The 15,196-nt window shown below is 70.3% G+C and carries 16 protein-coding genes and 3 tRNA genes; 7 read left to right on the top strand and 12 right to left on the bottom strand.

What is annotated here, in order from left to right; translation table 11 throughout:
- Window positions 1-153: 153 nt before the first annotated feature.
- The 3 genes from AB0J74_RS24535 to AB0J74_RS24525 are packed head-to-tail and all read left to right on the top strand — an operon-like array spanning window position 154 to window position 1,016.
- Window positions 154-339, top strand: coding sequence for a nuclease-related domain-containing protein (locus AB0J74_RS24535; RefSeq protein WP_363451668.1), 186 nt, complete (start codon window positions 154-156; stop codon window positions 337-339).
- 31 nt (window positions 340-370) lie between these two features.
- On the top strand, window positions 371-616 hold the full coding sequence (locus tag AB0J74_RS24530) for a hypothetical protein (protein WP_363451666.1): 246 nt from the start codon (window positions 371-373) through the stop codon (window positions 614-616).
- A complete protein-coding gene (locus AB0J74_RS24525; protein WP_363451664.1) occupies window positions 573-1,016 on the top strand; it encodes a helicase-related protein in 444 nt (147 codons plus the stop codon). The genes AB0J74_RS24530 and AB0J74_RS24525 overlap by 44 nt, the downstream gene beginning before the upstream one ends.
- On the opposite strand, the gene AB0J74_RS24520 is transcribed toward AB0J74_RS24525, so the two are convergent.
- From AB0J74_RS24520 to AB0J74_RS24505, 4 genes are all read right to left on the bottom strand, one after another.
- Entirely contained in the window at window positions 1,009-1,194 is a 186-nt protein-coding gene (locus AB0J74_RS24520) for a hypothetical protein (RefSeq protein WP_363451662.1), read from the bottom strand. The genes AB0J74_RS24525 and AB0J74_RS24520 overlap by 8 nt on opposite strands.
- On the bottom strand, window positions 1,161-1,823 hold the full coding sequence (locus AB0J74_RS24515) for a VCBS repeat-containing protein (RefSeq protein ID WP_363451660.1): 663 nt from the start codon (window positions 1,821-1,823) through the stop codon (window positions 1,161-1,163). The genes AB0J74_RS24520 and AB0J74_RS24515 overlap by 34 nt, the downstream gene beginning before the upstream one ends.
- A gap of 471 nt (window positions 1,824-2,294) precedes the next feature.
- A tRNA-Arg gene (locus AB0J74_RS24510) sits at window positions 2,295-2,367 on the bottom strand.
- A gap of 34 nt (window positions 2,368-2,401) precedes the next feature.
- Window positions 2,402-2,491, bottom strand: a tRNA-Ser gene (locus AB0J74_RS24505).
- A gap of 139 nt (window positions 2,492-2,630) precedes the next feature.
- Between AB0J74_RS24505 and AB0J74_RS24500 the strand changes: the two genes are divergently transcribed.
- Window positions 2,631-4,388, top strand: a complete 1,758-nt coding sequence (locus tag AB0J74_RS24500; RefSeq protein ID WP_363451658.1) for a hypothetical protein — start codon at window positions 2,631-2,633, stop codon at window positions 4,386-4,388.
- Here the strand turns inward: AB0J74_RS24500 and AB0J74_RS24495 are convergent.
- On the bottom strand, window positions 4,375-5,094 hold the full coding sequence (locus AB0J74_RS24495) for a CPBP family intramembrane glutamic endopeptidase (protein ID WP_363451759.1): 720 nt from the start codon (window positions 5,092-5,094) through the stop codon (window positions 4,375-4,377). The two genes, AB0J74_RS24500 and AB0J74_RS24495, sit on opposite strands and share 14 nt — an antisense overlap.
- Window positions 5,095-5,191: 97 nt before the next feature.
- On the bottom strand, window positions 5,192-5,788 hold the full coding sequence (locus AB0J74_RS24490; protein WP_363451656.1) for a hypothetical protein: 597 nt from the start codon (window positions 5,786-5,788) through the stop codon (window positions 5,192-5,194).
- Window positions 5,789-5,924: 136 nt separating this feature from the next.
- Between AB0J74_RS24490 and AB0J74_RS24485 the strand changes: the two genes are divergently transcribed.
- The gene (locus tag AB0J74_RS24485) at window positions 5,925-7,040 is read left to right on the top strand and encodes a globin domain-containing protein (RefSeq protein WP_363451654.1); all 1,116 of its coding nucleotides are present in this window, start codon (window positions 5,925-5,927) and stop codon (window positions 7,038-7,040) included.
- On the opposite strand, the gene AB0J74_RS24480 is transcribed toward AB0J74_RS24485, so the two are convergent.
- Window positions 7,037-8,707, bottom strand: a complete 1,671-nt coding sequence (locus AB0J74_RS24480; protein ID WP_363451652.1) for a peptide deformylase — start codon at window positions 8,705-8,707, stop codon at window positions 7,037-7,039. The two genes, AB0J74_RS24485 and AB0J74_RS24480, sit on opposite strands and share 4 nt — an antisense overlap.
- Before the next feature lie 339 nt (window positions 8,708-9,046).
- Between AB0J74_RS24480 and AB0J74_RS24475 the strand changes: the two genes are divergently transcribed.
- Window positions 9,047-9,817, top strand: coding sequence for an IucA/IucC family C-terminal-domain containing protein (locus tag AB0J74_RS24475; protein WP_363451757.1), 771 nt, complete (start codon window positions 9,047-9,049; stop codon window positions 9,815-9,817).
- A 26-nt stretch (window positions 9,818-9,843) separates the two neighbouring features.
- On the opposite strand, the gene AB0J74_RS24470 is transcribed toward AB0J74_RS24475, so the two are convergent.
- From AB0J74_RS24470 to AB0J74_RS24455, 4 genes are all read right to left on the bottom strand, one after another.
- The gene (locus tag AB0J74_RS24470) at window positions 9,844-10,530 is read right to left on the bottom strand and encodes an SDR family oxidoreductase (RefSeq protein WP_363451650.1); all 687 of its coding nucleotides are present in this window, start codon (window positions 10,528-10,530) and stop codon (window positions 9,844-9,846) included.
- 111 nt (window positions 10,531-10,641) lie between these two features.
- Complete coding sequence (locus tag AB0J74_RS24465) at window positions 10,642-11,388, bottom strand: SDR family NAD(P)-dependent oxidoreductase (RefSeq protein ID WP_363451648.1); 747 nt, start codon at window positions 11,386-11,388, stop codon at window positions 10,642-10,644.
- Between the two features lie 66 nt (window positions 11,389-11,454).
- Window positions 11,455-12,384, bottom strand: coding sequence for a LysR family transcriptional regulator (locus AB0J74_RS24460; protein WP_363451646.1), 930 nt, complete (start codon window positions 12,382-12,384; stop codon window positions 11,455-11,457).
- Window positions 12,384-14,165 carry a hypothetical protein gene (locus tag AB0J74_RS24455; protein ID WP_363451644.1) on the bottom strand — a complete coding sequence of 594 codons (1,782 nt, stop codon included), beginning with the start codon at window positions 14,163-14,165 and terminating at the stop codon, window positions 12,384-12,386. Before AB0J74_RS24455 ends, AB0J74_RS24460 begins: the two co-directional genes overlap by 1 nt.
- A 182-nt stretch (window positions 14,166-14,347) precedes the next feature.
- Between AB0J74_RS24455 and AB0J74_RS24450 the strand changes: the two genes are divergently transcribed.
- Window positions 14,348-15,058 carry a class I SAM-dependent methyltransferase gene (locus AB0J74_RS24450; RefSeq protein ID WP_363451642.1) on the top strand — a complete coding sequence of 237 codons (711 nt, stop codon included), beginning with the start codon at window positions 14,348-14,350 and terminating at the stop codon, window positions 15,056-15,058.
- Between the two features lie 8 nt (window positions 15,059-15,066).
- On the opposite strand, the gene AB0J74_RS24445 is transcribed toward AB0J74_RS24450, so the two are convergent.
- Window positions 15,067-15,153 (bottom strand) — tRNA-Ser (locus tag AB0J74_RS24445).
- Window positions 15,154-15,196: the final 43 nt, after the last annotated feature.

Raw genomic sequence — 15,196 nt, 5'->3', positions numbered from 1 at the left:
GGTGGCAGAGGCTGGGCAGGACCGGTGGGTCGAGGTTTCGCCCTCCCAGTTCCCGCAGGAAGCCGAGGGATTGACTCTAGTCCGTGCGATCATGCAAGGCGAGACCCCGTTCCGGGCCTGGTCGAACTTCGAGTTCCGCGATTCGCGCGGGCGATGCATGAGGTAGACCTACTTCTCCTCGGCCGCGGGCAACTCCACCTCATCGAGCTCAAGTACTACTCCGGTATCCTTCGCGGCGACGATCAACGCTGGGCCCGTGACGGCCGCCTGCCTGAGGACTCCCCACCCAAGCTGACGCGGCGTAAAGCGCAGTACTTCGCTGGTCAGCCGCATCGTTGACCATCGGGCGTTCTTCGCCGGAGTACGGAGCGTGGTCGTCGACGAGGTGCACGCCTTCGCCGGCGATGACCGCGGCTGGCACCTTCTCGCAGTCCTGGAACGCCTGACCCACCTGATAGGTCATCCCGTTCAGCGGATCGGGCTCTCGGCAACCGTCGGCAATCCGGATCGTCTGCTGACTGGCTGCAGGGCTCCGGGCTGGCGTCAGACCAAGCCTGATCATCGCTCCCGACGTGCCAGTCGCGGCGGCAGCGGCAACTCCACCGGGCGAGATTGAGCTCGCCTTCGTCGGCTCCCTGCAGAACGCCGCCGCTGTGCTCGCAGGGCCGCACGCTGGTGAGAAACGGCTGGTCTTCTGCGAATCCCGGCAGGCCGTAGAACAGCTAGGCAGTCTCCTGCGGGAGCGCGGGATCACCACGTTCTTGTCACATGCCTCGCTGTCCGCCGACGAAAGAAGGCGCTCGGAAGAGGCGTTCGCCGAGGCGCGTGACTGCATCATCGTCTCGGCCAGCACACTCGAGTTGGGCATCGACGTCGACGACCTCGACCGCGTCATCCAGATCGACGCCGCGCGACCGTCGCCATCGAAGTCGCCGGCGGCGGCGGTCCGCTCACCTTGGCCGAAAGCGAGCGTGCGCTCCTCGGTGAAGGTGCCGTCGCCGTTGCCCGTCAGGTAAAGGGCGTCGCCTCACTCGGATCCCGGTACGAGGGCGTCGACCCGACCGTCGGCGTTGAAGTCTGCGAGCACGGCCGGGCCGCGGGGAGTCGGTAGTTCGTGCCACACCCGGGCGCGAAGTTGCCGTCGGCCGCGTTCAACCAGGTCACCACCCGGCCATAGCCGCCGCCGGTCGCCACGAGGTCGGTGTGGCCGTCCCCGTTGAGGTCGGTCCCGCCAGCACGTCGTTGGCAGTCGGCTCGGCCGCTAGAGTCGCCCCTGGTGTGAACCGGCCCCGTCCGTCATTGCGCAGCACCTGGACCTCTTCTCGCCCGGCGAGGGTCAGCGCCGGGTCGACGTCCCGGTCACCGTTGAGGTCGGCCGGGACCAGGTTTCGGGGGATGCTGTTCGGGCCCAGGTCGATCACCCGGGGCTTCCGGAGCCGGCCGTCGCCTCGACCGAGAGCGACCACCACCTGATCGAGCTCGATGTCGACGATCGTGGCGACCAGGTCCCGCCGGCCGTCACCGTTAACGTCGGCGAGCGCGACCGAGCGGGCCGCGCCGCCGAGGGCCACCACGGTCCCGGTCAGGAAGCCGGTCGCCCCCTGGCTGAGCATCGACACCCGGTCCGCGTCCGTATGCGCGACCGCCAGGTCGGACCGCGCATCGCCGTCGAGGTCGCTGGTGGCCATGGCGCCCGGGACAGCGCCCGTCGCCACGTCGACCGGCGGGCCGAAGTTGGCGCGCCCCACCGAGGCGGCGCTCGGGGGTGCGGCCGTCAGCAGGGCGACGGCCAGAGCCGGCGCTCCGAGGGTACGAATTCGCATACGTGATCCTCCCGTGTAGACCCGGGCCGATCCGTCCCCGGCGTGAGCAGGGGCCCAGCCTCGCGTGCGGTGGGATAAGGCCGGGTTAACCCGGCGCTAACGCCCACATCGAGGGCGCCTCGCGTGACGCGTCGTCCGAGTGCCGCTCGCTACCCGGTATTGGCCTCTCCATCGGGCACGGATCTGGCTTAAGAGGTCCGCTGCCGGCACGCGGACGTTCGGCGAATCACCGTGCACGATGCCCGCGGGACCTGCGCCACCTGCTCGTCGACCTCGACGTGCACCCCAGTGTCGCCATGCAGATCCTTCGGCATGCGGACTTCTCGATCACGATGGAGGTGTATAGCCGGGTGACAAACAGCTCGGCGAAAGCCTCGGCCCAACGTGAAACTCAATGCTGTACTTCGCTGCTGTACGGCCAACGAAAAGAGGCCATCTCGAATGCCTGAGATGGCCTCTGACCTGCTGCTGCGCGCCCGAAGGGACTCGAACCCCTAACCTTCTGATCCGTAGTCAGATGCTCTATCCGTTGAGCTACGGGCGCAGGTGCCTGGCCAGTCTACACACCGACCTTGGCGCGGAGACTCCGGGATTCGAACCCGGGAGGGGCGGTTAACCCCAACCGCATTAGCAGTGCGGCGCCATAGACCAGACTAGGCGAAGTCTCCCCGGTGGCCGCTAGACCACCGCCGATCGAGGATACAGGTCTGTAGGTTGCCCGGGCAAAGCGACCTCCTGCAGCCGATCTAGGGGACTTGCGGCTCTGCGACCTGTGCGGGCGCGGTCGCGGGACTACGCTGCCAAACCATGGGAACCGGGGCCACGGAGCCGGCGGAGCCGGCCGAGAGTCGGCGTCCGCGGCCTGCCAAGGCCGCGTTCGCCGCACCGCCTGAGCCTGAGGAGCGGCGGGCGCCGCAGCCGCGGGCGGGCGACGAATCCAGTCGGGCGGGGCGCGTGCCGCCGCCGATGCTCTTCCAGGCTCCGCCTGAGGAGCCGGCCGAGACGGTACGGCCAAGGGCGGGCTCGGGCGCGACCGGCCGTGCTGTGCCGGACGGCGGCGAAGCTGGCGGAGGGGATAAGAGGAGGGGCAGCGCGCCGCGGGTTGAAGAAAGCACCCCGGCCAAGGCCCCCCGGCCGCGGAAGAGAGCAGCCAGCGAACTCGCCGGCACCGAAGCGGCACGCGCCGAACCGCCGGTCCAGGACCAGGCCCCGGCCAAGACCCAAGACCCAGCTAAGGCCCGGGCCTCGGTCAAAGCCGGTCCCCCGGCACAAGCCCAAACGCCGGTCCGGGATCAAGCCCCTGTCAAGGCCCAAGCCCCAGCCGAGGCCCAAGCCCCGGCCGAGGCCCAGGCGTCGGTCAAGGCCGAACCCCCGGTGCAAGCCCAGGCCCCGGCCAAGGCCGAACTCCCGGTCAAGGCCCAAACGCCAGTCCAACACCAGGCCCCGGCCAAGGCCCAACCCCCAGCCAAGACCCAAGCCTCGGTCAAGGCCGAACCCCCAGCCAAGACCCAAGCCTCGGTCAAGGCCGAACCCCCGGTCCAGGCCCAACCGCCGGTCCAGACCCAAGCTCCGACCGAGGCCGAACCCGCAGCCACGGGCGAACCCCCGGCCAAGGCCCAACGCCGGCCCAAGTCCCAGCCCGCGGCCAAGAAGCCAGCCCCGAAGAAGGCAGCCCCAGCCAAGCGCACCCCTGCCGCCCGCACCCCCGACGAGCCAGCCGACGTCGTGAAGGACCCCGCGCCCGCCGAAACCGCACCCAAGATCCCCGCGGGCCGCAAGGCGGTCACCGCCGCGCCCGCAGCGACGCCGGAACCGGCCCCGGCGAAGGCCGCGAAGAAGGCCGCCCCCAAGAAGGCGGCCGCTAGGAAGCCAACGACGAAGAAGGCGACAACCGACCTCACCCCAGATCACGGACCCACGGAGGAACGGGTGTCGCAAGCCACAGATCAGCCGGCGGCGACCGAACTGAGGCCTGTCGAGAGAACGAAACCCAACGGCACGGACACCGCGCCGGCCAAACCCGGCCCCGGGTCGCTCTGGCGGATCCCCGAGACTGCCGCGGCGGCGGCAGTGAGGCGCTTCACACCGCGGGCCGAGGCCTGGGCCCAGCAGGTCCGGGCCACCTACCCCACCGCCACCCCGGACGGCCTGGCCCGACTCGCGCAGCGCCGCTTCGGCAGGCAAGCCACCGTCGCCGGCGTCGCGGCCAGTCTCGCCAACGGCTGGTCGTCGGCCGCTGACATGGCCGGCACCGGCTGGGTCAACGCCGAACTCATCGCGCACATCGCCGCCGCCTACGGCAAACGGGCCACCGCGACCGACATCCTGGTCCTGACCGGCGTACACCAGGATCATGAATCGGCCCAGGCCGCCATTGACGGGGTCCCGGGCCACAGCGCCAGCCGGGCCCCGATCACCGCGGCCGGTAAGACCGCCACCTGGGCGGCTCTGAAGATCCTGGGGCGGTGGTGGCCGGGGCTGGCGGCGGCGGGCGGCGCGGCAACCGCGACCCTCAACACTGAGCGGGTCGCCGCGCGGGCGATTCAGCGGTTCAGAGCCAGCTGAACCAGGAAGCGGGCAGCAGCGAATAGCCGACGAACGCCACGACGTCCAGCAGCGTGTGCGCCACCACCAGTGGCAGCACGCGACGGGTCCGGATGAAGAACAGGGCGAACACCACCCCCATCACCGCGTTGCCGAGGAACGCGCCGAAGCCCTGGTAGAGGTGGTAGGACCCGCGCAGGACGGCGGACGCCGCCACGACCCAGACCAGCTTCCAGCCAAGATCGCGCAACCGGGTGACCAGATACCCGACCACCACGATCTCTTCCAGCACGGCGTTCTGTGCCGCTGAGAGGATCAGCACCGGGACGGCCCACCATAGGTGCGGCAACGCGGCCGGCACCAGGTTGGCGTTGATCCCGAGCTGAGCTGCGACGAAGACCAACCCCAGCCCGGGCAGGCCGATCACCAAGGCCAGCAAGACACCCCAGCCAAGATCGAACCAAGGCCGCCCGGTGTCGAGCCCAAGCAAGGGCCGCGGCGAGCGCAGCAGATAGAGCGCCAACGCGACCGGGACCAGAGCGAAGAAGATCCCCAGCAGCTGGTACGTCAGATCGAGATAGGGCCGCGCCGACTGCGACTGGTTCAACGTGGCGGTCTGCTGCGACAGCGGAGCCGACGCGGTGAGCCGGGCCACGATGGTGACGACCGAGTAGACGGCCGACTGCCCGAGCGAGAGCCCGAGGACGATCAAAATCTCGGCACGCAGCCGGGAGGAGCCCCCGACACGGGCCGGCGACTGCTCGAGATCGACCACCACGCGACCTACTGTGCCGGATAAAGCTGGGCCGCGGGTCTCAGGGGCGCTAAGCGACCGGACCCTGGTCGGCGAACCACGCCTGGTCGACCCGCACTCGGACCCAGAATTCGGGCGGCGGCCCCGCGACGGCCACGGGAAGAGACCCGCAGACCTGCAACGGGCCGAACGGCACGAGCGACGCCCGCCCGGTCACATGCAGGCCGGTCCGCTCCTGGACGAGATCAAGAAACAGCAGCCGCACCGGGCCGGGGGTCAGTGGACGGTGTCCGGGGCCGAACTCCGGCCACGAGATCAGGCGCCGCGACGGGACGCGCACAAAACCGGCCGGCCCCGACCGGGAGGTCCGTGGACCGCCGGCCACGGTCACGAAGACCATCTCCTGCCGGCCGATGAAATCGACCATCCGGTCGTCGAGCCGTGGCGGGTCCACCGTTGCGGGCCGCCCGACCGGCACGGTCGAGGGCCGTCCGGGTGAGAGCCGGCGGCGCACGAACGAACCCGTTGGGGCAGGGATGACGGTGTGCTCCATGCGAACTCCAGAACCGAAAATGACCAGCCGGAACGCACAGTGCCTTACCACACGCCGTTCAGCGTTCCACAGCGATAGATCCATAGACAGGCCCGGATCGCGTTCGTCGCACATTCTGTGCGATGGACCTCGACGCTGAGTGCTCACGCTGGTCAGACGTGCACAGTGCGACCACACACACCCTGATCAACCAGAAGTGCGGCGGGCCGGGTGGAGGCCAGGGCGCGTCAGACAAACGAAAAGGGCGTCAATGGGGAACCTTTCACGGCTACTGAAGGAAAGCTGGACCCTCGTCGAGGAACAGCAGGACAAGGTCGCCGGATACTTCTACGCGCGCATTTTCTTGTCCAACCCGCATCTGCGAAACCTATTTCCGGTGACGATGGACGTGCAGCGGGCGCGGCTGCTGGGCGCCATCGTGTCGGCGGTGCAGACCCTCGACGACCCGGACCGGTTCGAGGAATATCTGCGTCAACTCGGCCGCGACCACCGCAAGTTCCACGTGGAACCAGAGCACTACGACGTGGTCGGCGGCGCCCTGCTGGAGGCGCTGCGCACCTTCGCCGGCGAGGCCTGGAGCATCGAATACGACCAGGCCTGGGGCGACGCCTACGCGGTGATCGCGAAGAAGATGATCGCCGGAGCGGAGGCCGACACCAACCCGGCCTACTGGCACGCCGAGGTGCTCAGCCACGAGCGGCGGGCCCGCGACATCGCGGTGATGACCTGCCGGCCGCTGCAATACCCGCTGGAATACCGGGCCGGCCAATACGTCAGCGTCGAGGCGCCGCGCTACCAGCCGCGGCTCTGGCGCACGTACTCCATCGCCAATGCCCCCAACAAGGAAGGCACGATCGAGTTCCACGTGCGCGCGCTGGGTGCCGGCTGGGTGTCGAGCGCGCTGGTCCGCCGGGTTCAGGTCGGCGACCTGCTCCGGGTGGCGGCGCCGATGGGCACGATGACCCTCGACCGCAAGTCGACCCGCGACATCGTCTGCGTGGCCGGCGGCACCGGGCTGGCCCCGATCAAGGCGTTGATCGAGGAGCTGACCCGCTACAACCGCACCCGCTGGGTGCACGTGTTCTTCGGCGCGAAAGACCGCGAAGACCTCTACGACCTGGCCGAGCTCAACAAGCTGGCGGCCCGCTACCCGTGGCTGTCGGTGGTGCCGGCGTGCAGTGACGACAGCAGCTTCGTCGGCGAGCAGGGCAACATCGGCGAGGTGGTCGCCCGCTACGGCCCCTGGGCCGACCACGACTTCTTCGTCTCGGGCTCGTCGTCGATGGTCAAGAACACCATGCGCACCCTGGCCGAGCTCAAGGTCCCCGCGGTCCGCATCAAATACGACACCTTCGGCGACATCTAATAGTTCCAGGGCCGCCCGGTCTCCCGATATTCGGTGATCGGCACCAGCGCGGCCCCGGGCGGCATCCGCTCGTCGTAGAGGCGGCCCTCGAGATGGTCGATCTCGTGGGCCACGAGCCGGGCCAGACCGCGCTCGAACGTGGTCAGCCGCTTCAGCCCGCTCCAGTCGGCGTGCTCGACCTGGATCCGCAGCGACCGCGGCACCAGCCCACGCACGTCGAAAAACGACAGGCAGCCCTCGTAGCGCTCGTCGACGCTGGGCGACGAGTCGACGACCCGCGGGTTGACCAGCACCAGCGGCTCGGCGGCCGGGTCGGGCGGGCGCACCACGGCGATCGCCACCGCGAGCCCGACCTGCGGCGCCGCGAGCCCGACGCCCTTGCTGAAGATGTGCATCTCCTCGATGCGCTCGAGCGCCTCGAACAGCCGGTCGACGACGTCACGGCCGGCCGCCGCGTCGACCGGCAGGCGTAACGGCACCGCCGGATGCGCCAGCAGCGCACTGCCCCGCTGCACGACGCCGACGGACCGCATCCGCTCGCTCGGCGTGCGCGGCGCATGCCGCTGCGCCGGCACGACCACCGCGGCGGGTTGCGCCGGGCGGGCCAGTTCCGGCGCCACGGCCGGATCCGGATGCAGCAGGGATACGGGCACCGACGCCCGCCGCCCGTTGGAGACCGACAGGTCCGGGGCGACATCCACGCGGGGAACGGCCGCCCGGAACCGCCACTCCAGCCGGTAGCGCGCGTTGAGCGTCGGCGAGTCGGTGCTCCACTCGAACCAGGTGCGGTCGCCCTCGGGCCGCCGGGTGACCGGCGTGCGCAGCGGCGCCTCCTCCGACGACAGCGACGTCGCCACGCCCCAGACCTGCGCGTCGAGGTCGGTCGGGAAGTCGAGGCGCACGGTCAGCCGGCGGGTGGGCAGCCGCACGGCGCGCTGGAACCAGCGGCCCCACTTCTCCTGGCCGACGGTGTAGGCGTATTCGATCGTCACCCGCTCGCCCGGGTAGAGCGGGAACCGCCCGTTCGCGTTCTCGAACAGCAGCCAGACCTCTTTGAACGCGTCGCGATCGTGCTTCTTGCGCCACTCCATCGGCTCGCGCGCCGGCGGGTCGTCGCACCAGGCCTGCAGGTCGAGTTCGGCGAAGGTCAGCGGGTGGTCGCGGTGGTGCCGGTTGGACCGCTCCGGATCTTCCGGGTAGCGGTCGACCGCGACCCGCACCAGATAGCGGGTGACCGGCTCCGTCCCGGCGTTGTAGAGCGATCGACGGATCACGCAGCGATAGTCGTCGCCGACGAAGGCCAGCGTGGCGACCTCCTGCTCGACGATCAGCCCGGTGCCCGGCGGCATCCACTGCTCGGGGACGGGCGGGTCGCGCTGCGGTTGCGCACCGGCCCGCGAGTGGCGCAGGTCGTCGTACTCCTGGAAGCGCAGCCAGATCGCGCCACCGGCGCTCAGGACGGCCTCGGCGCGCCGGGCGAAATCTTCGGTCGGTCGGTGCCGGCGGCCCTCGACGTGGCTGACGTAGGACGGGTCGAAACCCATCTGGGTGGCGAGTTGCTTCTTCGTCAGGCCGCGTTCGACCCGCCAGCGAGACAGCTCCGCCGCGAACGAATCGGCGGCGCGTTCGATCGGCGAGATTGGTGAAGTCGGCGGTGGGCTCGGCATCACGCGTCCCTTTTGGGGCCGGGACTCCCCTAGAAGCCCGGAAATCCAGTCTGCTTCGGCCGGATAAGGAGTCAGCCATAAGTGGCGCCTTACCGACAAATGCCTTGACAACCGTCGCTGAGCGCGACTTAGTCGACACGGCGCGAAGTGTTACTGCTCCGCACAGACGAGTTGTTCACCCCACCATCCCGTGAATCTCTGGTTAGGCTAGCCTTAGCACGCTAGGTTGTTTCAGCTGGCGACTCTGAGGTAATCGCGCAGGATGGGTGGAGATTCGGTGACCGCACGGACGCGTTTGGTGGCGGGGTCGAGGTGACCGCGACCATCGACTTCCGCGCGATGGCCGGCGCGCCCTTCGACCCGATCAGCGCGACGCTGCGGTCGATGTTCGGCACCGACGACCTCCCGGGCCTGACCCGCGGCCTGCTGGTGCACGACCCGGCCGGCTGGCTGCCCGCGACGACCCTCACCGACGGCACGCACCTGCCCGACCTGCTCGACGCCGCCGCCCTCCGGTGGCGCGGCGGCTCGCCGCACGCCGCCGCCGCGCTGGCCTGGAAGTCCTACAGTTACTGGCTGGTGCTGCCCGCGGTGCTGGGCTGGGCCTCGTCCCGGCGGGTGCCGCTGCTGCGCGCGTCCGACGTGCTGGTCCACTTCGAAGACCACCGACCGCTGCTGACGCTCGGCTACCGCCGCTCGATCGACGTCGCCGTGCTGCCCTCCGACCCGCTGGCCCTCTCCGGCCTGCCGGAGGTCGTCGTGGTGCCCGACGAGGCCGCCCTGCTGTCGGCGTTCCGCACCTCGCTGCTCGACGAGCACGTCAACCCGCTGCTGGACGCGATCCACACCGAGGTCCGCCTGGGCGCGCGGACCCTGATGGGCTCGGTGGCCTCCGGGATCGCCTACGGGCTGCTCCGCGCCGCCGACTGGCTGCCCGGCTCGACCGCCGACAACATCGACACGCTCCTCGAGGCGCTCCAACTCGACGACCTGATCGAACTCGTCGAGGGCCCGGGCGGCCGGCTCAACGTGCAGCGCAAGACGTGCTGCCTCGCGTTCACCCTGCCGCAGCCCAAGCTCTGCTCCGGCTGCGTCATCAAGCCGTCCTGAAGCAGCGCCTGGCCGGCGAGTGCCGGTCAGTTGGCGAGGACGCCGCCCTCGATGAAGAGTTCCTGGGCGTTGATGCCGCCGTTGCGCAACAGGAAGTCGGTGGCGTCGACAACCTCGGCCACTGTGACCAGGCGGCCTATCGGGGTGCGGGCCACGTGCGGGTGGTCGGGCACGCCGGCCCACTTCGGGCTGTCGCCGACGATGCCGGGGTGGATCAGGTTGATCCGGTGCGGCGCGATCTGCACGGCCAGCGTCTTCACCAGGCCCGACAGGCCCGCGTTGTGGGTGGTGACGACCGTCGAGCCCGGGTACGGACGCTCCTTGGCCACGCCGCCGAACAGCACCACCGAGGCGCCGGGGCGGAAGCGGTCGCGCAGGCAGCGCACCACCTCGGCGTAGCCGACCAGCTTGATCGTGTGCGCCGTCACCGCGGCCGCCACGTCGAACTCCGCCAGCACGTTCGGCACCTGGCTGGTGGCCGTGATCACCAGGTGGTCGACCTCGGTGATCTCGGCCAACCCGGCCGCGATCGTCACCGGGTCGGACAGGTCCACGGCCAGCCCGCGGGCCGCCGGGCCGAGCGCGGCGGCCGCGGCCTCGGCGCGTGCCTTGTCCCGGCTGGTGACCACCACCGTGTCGCCCCGGGCAACGAGGTGTGCGGCCACGGCCCGGCCCAGTCCGCCGGTTCCCCCGACGACGATCGACGTACCCATCACACAAGTCCTTAAAGTTTGAACGACATCTCACAGAGACTGTGCCACGGGAAGATCGCGACGACAAATGGGGACTGGACGAGGCCGCGCGTCCGGCCTGACGGCGCCGGCTCAGACCGCGATCCGGCCGCCGTCGACGGGCAGCAGCGCGCCGTGCACGAAACTGGAGCGGTCGGTCGCCAGGAAGGCGATGGCCTCGGCCACCTCGTCCGCCGAGCCGGGCCGGCCGGCCGGCGCGGCCGACGCCAGCACGTCCAGGTCGTCGCCCATGGCGGCGGTCCCGGCCGTCTGGACCGGGCCGGGGCTGACCGCGTTGACCCGCACGCCGCGCGGCCCGTACTCGGCTGCCCACGCCTTGGTCAGCAGCACCACGGCCGCCTTGCTCGAGCCGTAGAGCGCCATGCCTGACATGCCGAACTCGGCGACCATCGTCGTCACGTTGACGATGACGCCGTCGCCGCGCGCGGCCATGTCCGGCGCCAGCTCGGCGACCAGGAAGTAGGGCGCCTTGACGTTGAGGGCGTACACGGCGTCGAAGTCGATCTCGCTGGTCTCGTCGGTTGCCATGAAGGGGTAGATGCCGGCGTTGTTGACCAGCACGTCTACCCGGCCGGCGAGCTCGCGGGCCCGGGCTGCGAGCGACCGGGCGGCGTCCTCGTCACGCAGGTCGGTGGCCAGGAAGTCGGCTTTTCCGCCCTTCTCCCGGATAGCCCGCACCACCTCGTCGCCCCGGCGCGGGTCGCGGCCCGCTACGAGGACGTGCGCTCCGAGGTTGGCCAGCGCCAGCGCGGTGGCCCGCCCGATGCCGCTGGTGCCGCCGGTGACCAACGCCGACCGGCCCGTCAATTCGAAAGTCATTGACTCACCCATCTCTATGCGGCCGGGACATCCCGGCCGGTCGATGGGTTCAATGCCGGCACCCGCTCAGACTTTCCCAGCCGGCTCTTCGTTGTCGTTATGGCCGCCATAAGCCTCCAGCGCCGCGACCAGGGCGCCGAGGTCGCGTCGGCGGGAACTGGCCGGCCACACCGCCCAGGTGCGCCGGACCAGCGGCCGACCGACCAACGGCAACCACCTGATCGACGCGGGCACGGGCTGGGCCCAGTCCGGCGGGGCCAGGGCGAACGCGCGACCCGACGTCACCGCGGTGAACTTCACGTCCGGGATCAGCTCCTGCCCCGCGGGTGCCGCGGGGCCGAGGTCGAGTCCGTGGCTCCGCAGGATCGCGGTGACCTCGTCATACCAGGCCGGGCTGGCCGACCGAGGGAAGCCGACCCAGTGCAGCCCGACCAGGTCCTGCAACCGCGCACCGGCTGGTCCGCCGACCAGTGCGGCGAAATCGGCGGTGACAAGCACCCCGAGCGGTTCGGCCACCACCAGCGAAGCGTCCAGGCCGCCGCCGACCGGATGTTCGCGCACCAGGCCGACATCGAGCTCACCGCGGTCCAGGGCGACGAACTGGTCGGCGGTGGACAGATGTCGCGGCCGGACCCGGGTCTCCGGGAACGGTGCCGCCAGAGCCGCCACCGATCGGGAGAGCAGGTCGCCAGGAAGTTCGAGCGGGACGCCGAGGCGCAGCAGGCTGCCTCCGGGCGCGGTGTGCCGGTCGACGGCTGACATCGCCCGGTCGTAGCGCGCCAGCACCGCGCGCGCCTCGGACAGGAGGGTCCGGCCCGCCTCGGTCGGTCGTACCCCGGTGCTGCTGCGGGTGAGCAGGTCGACGCCGAGTTCGCGTTCGAGGGCGCTCATCTGCTGCGACAGGGCGGGTTGGCTCACGTGCAACCGGCGGGCGGCCGCGGACAGCCCGCCCTCCTCGACGACCGCGACGTACGCCCTCATCTCGCGAAGTTCCATCACGCGGGCAGCTTCGAGACGTCCCACAGCCAGACGTCGCCGACCCGCTCGGGCGGTGCGCCGTACAACGCGGTCAGTGCTTTCTTCCACAGCTCGGTGTCGCGCCGTTGCGGCACCACGACCGCGCCGGCCTTCCAGTAGGCCAGATCGCCGCGCGCGTTGGCCCGGCTCGCCGCCGACAAGGGCGGCACCTTCTTGCTGGCGCTGACGTAGCGCAGGAAGTAGTTGGTGGCCCGGAACTCCGAGGTGAAGCTGGCGGTCCGGTCGGGGCCGACCGGCGCCAGGAAGTAGCCGCCGGCCAGCGGCATCCGGGTCAGCGTGGCGGCGGACCAGCGGATCGGGTCGTTCACACCCGAATTCGGCACGGGTACGAACACGATGCTCCGCCCGCCCTCGGTGTAGCGGCTCCACGTGCCGTCGGCGACGAAGCCGGGCGTATTGGTCAGCTTGGTCGCCGGCAGCGCGGTCGGCGCGATCGGCACCAGCGCGACCAGCAGCGCGGCGGCGGCCACGGCCCGGAAGGTGCGGGCCCGCGCCGGTGAGGTGATGGTCTGCGCGAGTCGCTGTGCCGCCGCGACGCCCATCGCCAGCAACAGGCCGACGACCGGGGTGACCGCCAGCGCCCAGCGGGTCGGCACCGCCGAGCTGAGCACCGGCACCTCGTGCAGCGACGCCCACATCGACGGGATCGCCGTCCGTGCGCCGTGCAGCCGGACCACCGGGCCGAGGGACAGGTACGCGAACACCAGTCCGACGGCGAACAGGCCGAGCGCGGCCGCGCTGCGCCGCAACGCCACCACCACACCGAGCGTCAGGGCGAGCAGCGGCCAGCCGAAGAACGAGTTCTCCTCGGCGGCGTTCTGCGCCAGGCCGCGGGCGGTGTCCATGTTGCCCAGCAGCGACTCGCGGGACAGGCCGACGTAGGCCGCGAGGTCGGCACCGTACTCGCGCACCTCCAGCGGGAGGCCGCTGTAGGACTGCGGGCCGTGCAGCAGCACCGCGATCGGATACCAGAGCGCCGCGAGTGCCACGCCGACCGCGACAAGCCCGCCGGCCAGGAACGGCCGCCAGGTGGCCCGCGTCTCCCGCCAGCGGACGGCCGCCGCCACGATCAGGAAGATCACCAGGCCGACGGCCGTCATGAACAGGATCTCCAGGTTGATGAACGCCTGCCAGACCACCACCAGGCCGAGCAGCACGCCGTTGACCACGAAACGCGGGCGGCGTAGCTCGAGCGTGCGCCAGATCAGCACCGGCACCAGGAACTGCGTGACCAGGTTGGGGTGGCCGTTGGCCTGCGAGATCATCCCGGGCGCGAACGCGCAGAAGCCGGCGCCGATCCAGGCCGCGAGCCGGCGCCGCAGCAGATAGCGGGAGAGCACCAGATACCAGCACACCGCGGTCAGGATCAGGCCGCCGGTGAGGAAGACGTTGAAGGCCGCGTGCGGCCCGAAGAGCAGCGTGACCGGGGTGAGCGGGATCGAGATGCCGAGCACCGACGTGTTGGCCATCAGGTTGATGCCCAGTGGCGCGTTCATCTGCCCGGAGACGAAGGGGGACGCCTGCCCGGTGGCCACGAGCGCGCCGTGCCCCAGCATCCACTCGAAGAAGGCCTGGTCGGCCCGGTTGGCCGCGAGGCCCCAGGTCGGGTGCAGCCAGATGCGGTAGGTCACCCAGAACGCCGCCAGGACATAGCTCCCGACGGCGGCCAGGTCGCGAACCCGGCCGCGCTGCCACAGCAGCCGGCGCGTGGCGGCGGGCGCCAGCGTCGCAGTGGTCACTCCCGTAACCCGAGACCCTCCCACCGGCATCGGCTCCTCCAGCGCCCGTCAAGGGGATCCACAGAAGACCGGCAAATCACCGGATCCCTGGCACATCCGACCTAGGTTTTCATACCGTAACTAATAGGGAAGCTCTCTCACGTTCCATCGAGGCAACTGTCCCTACCGGGGGGAGGCGGCAGATGGCCGAGATCACCGGGAACCAGCACGTGCAGTCCGAGGTGCTCGAAGGCTTGGCGACCGCGGTCAACCATCGACATTGGTTCGCCGAACTGGCCCTGCCCTATCTGGGCAGCAACCCGATCGAGATCGGCAGTGGGTTGGGCGACTACGCGCTCGAGTGGGCGCCCTACACCCAGCGCTTCACGGCCACCGAGGCCGACCCGGACCGGCTGATCGCGCTCAAGGAGCGGCTGGCCGGCCATCCCGACATCGAGGTACGCCAGATGCTGCTGCCCAGCCAGCAGGAGGGTGCGTACACCGCGGCCGTCTCGTACAACGTGCTCGAGCACATCGAAGACGACCGGCGCGCGCTGCAGAGCATGGGCCGGATGGTCCGACCGGGCGGCGCCGTGATCATCATCGTGCCGGCGTTCCCGTTCGCGATGAGCCCGGTCGACATCGCGACCGGTCACGTCCGCCGCTACACCATCAAATCGCTTGCCCGGGTGATGAACCGGGCGGACCTGCGGGTCGAGCGGATCAACTACACCAACGCGCTCGGGCTGATCGGCTACTACATGGCCACCAGCGTCTTCCGCCTGACGCCGAAGGAAGGCGCGATGGTCAAGTTCTACGACAAGCTGGTGCTGCCCGCGACGCGGGCGGTCGAGCAGCGAGTGCGCCCACCCTTCGGACAATCGGTGTTCGCGGTGGGCCGCAGACCGCGGTAGGCCTGAAGCGGAGGGTGTGGGATTCGAACCCACGAAGAGGTTGCCCTCTTACCGGTTTTCAAGACCAGCGCCATCGGCCACTAGGCGAACCCTCCTGGACGCGGGGTCAAGTCTGCCATGCGCCCGGCGACGGGGTAA

Origin of the sequence: Asanoa sp. NPDC049573 (assembly GCF_040676615.1) — a bacterium.
Taxonomy (GTDB): domain Bacteria; phylum Actinomycetota; class Actinomycetes; order Mycobacteriales; family Micromonosporaceae; genus Asanoa.
This window is presented reverse-complemented; position numbering and strand designations above follow the sequence as displayed.

Excerpts from the sequence above, each read along its gene's own strand:
- AB0J74_RS24450 (WP_363451642.1), top strand. The coding sequence starts at position 14,348 with ATGGCCGAGATCACCGGGAACCAGCACGTGCAGTCCGAGGTGCTCGAA.
- AB0J74_RS24515 (WP_363451660.1), bottom strand. The coding sequence starts at position 1,823 with ATGCGAATTCGTACCCTCGGAGCGCCGGCTCTGGCCGTCGCCCTGCTG.
- AB0J74_RS24485 (WP_363451654.1), top strand. The coding sequence starts at position 5,925 with ATGGGGAACCTTTCACGGCTACTGAAGGAAAGCTGGACCCTCGTCGAG.
- AB0J74_RS24490 (WP_363451656.1), bottom strand. The coding sequence starts at position 5,788 with ATGTGCGACGAACGCGATCCGGGCCTGTCTATGGATCTATCGCTGTGG.
- AB0J74_RS24470 (WP_363451650.1), bottom strand. The coding sequence starts at position 10,530 with ATGGGTACGTCGATCGTCGTCGGGGGAACCGGCGGACTGGGCCGGGCC.
- AB0J74_RS24500 (WP_363451658.1), top strand. The coding sequence starts at position 2,631 with ATGGGAACCGGGGCCACGGAGCCGGCGGAGCCGGCCGAGAGTCGGCGT.
- AB0J74_RS24535 (WP_363451668.1), top strand. The coding sequence starts at position 154 with ATGCATGAGGTAGACCTACTTCTCCTCGGCCGCGGGCAACTCCACCTC.
- AB0J74_RS24465 (WP_363451648.1), bottom strand. The coding sequence starts at position 11,388 with ATGACTTTCGAATTGACGGGCCGGTCGGCGTTGGTCACCGGCGGCACC.
- AB0J74_RS24475 (WP_363451757.1), top strand. The coding sequence starts at position 9,047 with ATGGCCGGCGCGCCCTTCGACCCGATCAGCGCGACGCTGCGGTCGATG.
- AB0J74_RS24480 (WP_363451652.1), bottom strand. The coding sequence starts at position 8,707 with ATGCCGAGCCCACCGCCGACTTCACCAATCTCGCCGATCGAACGCGCC.
- AB0J74_RS24460 (WP_363451646.1), bottom strand. The coding sequence starts at position 12,384 with ATGGAACTTCGCGAGATGAGGGCGTACGTCGCGGTCGTCGAGGAGGGC.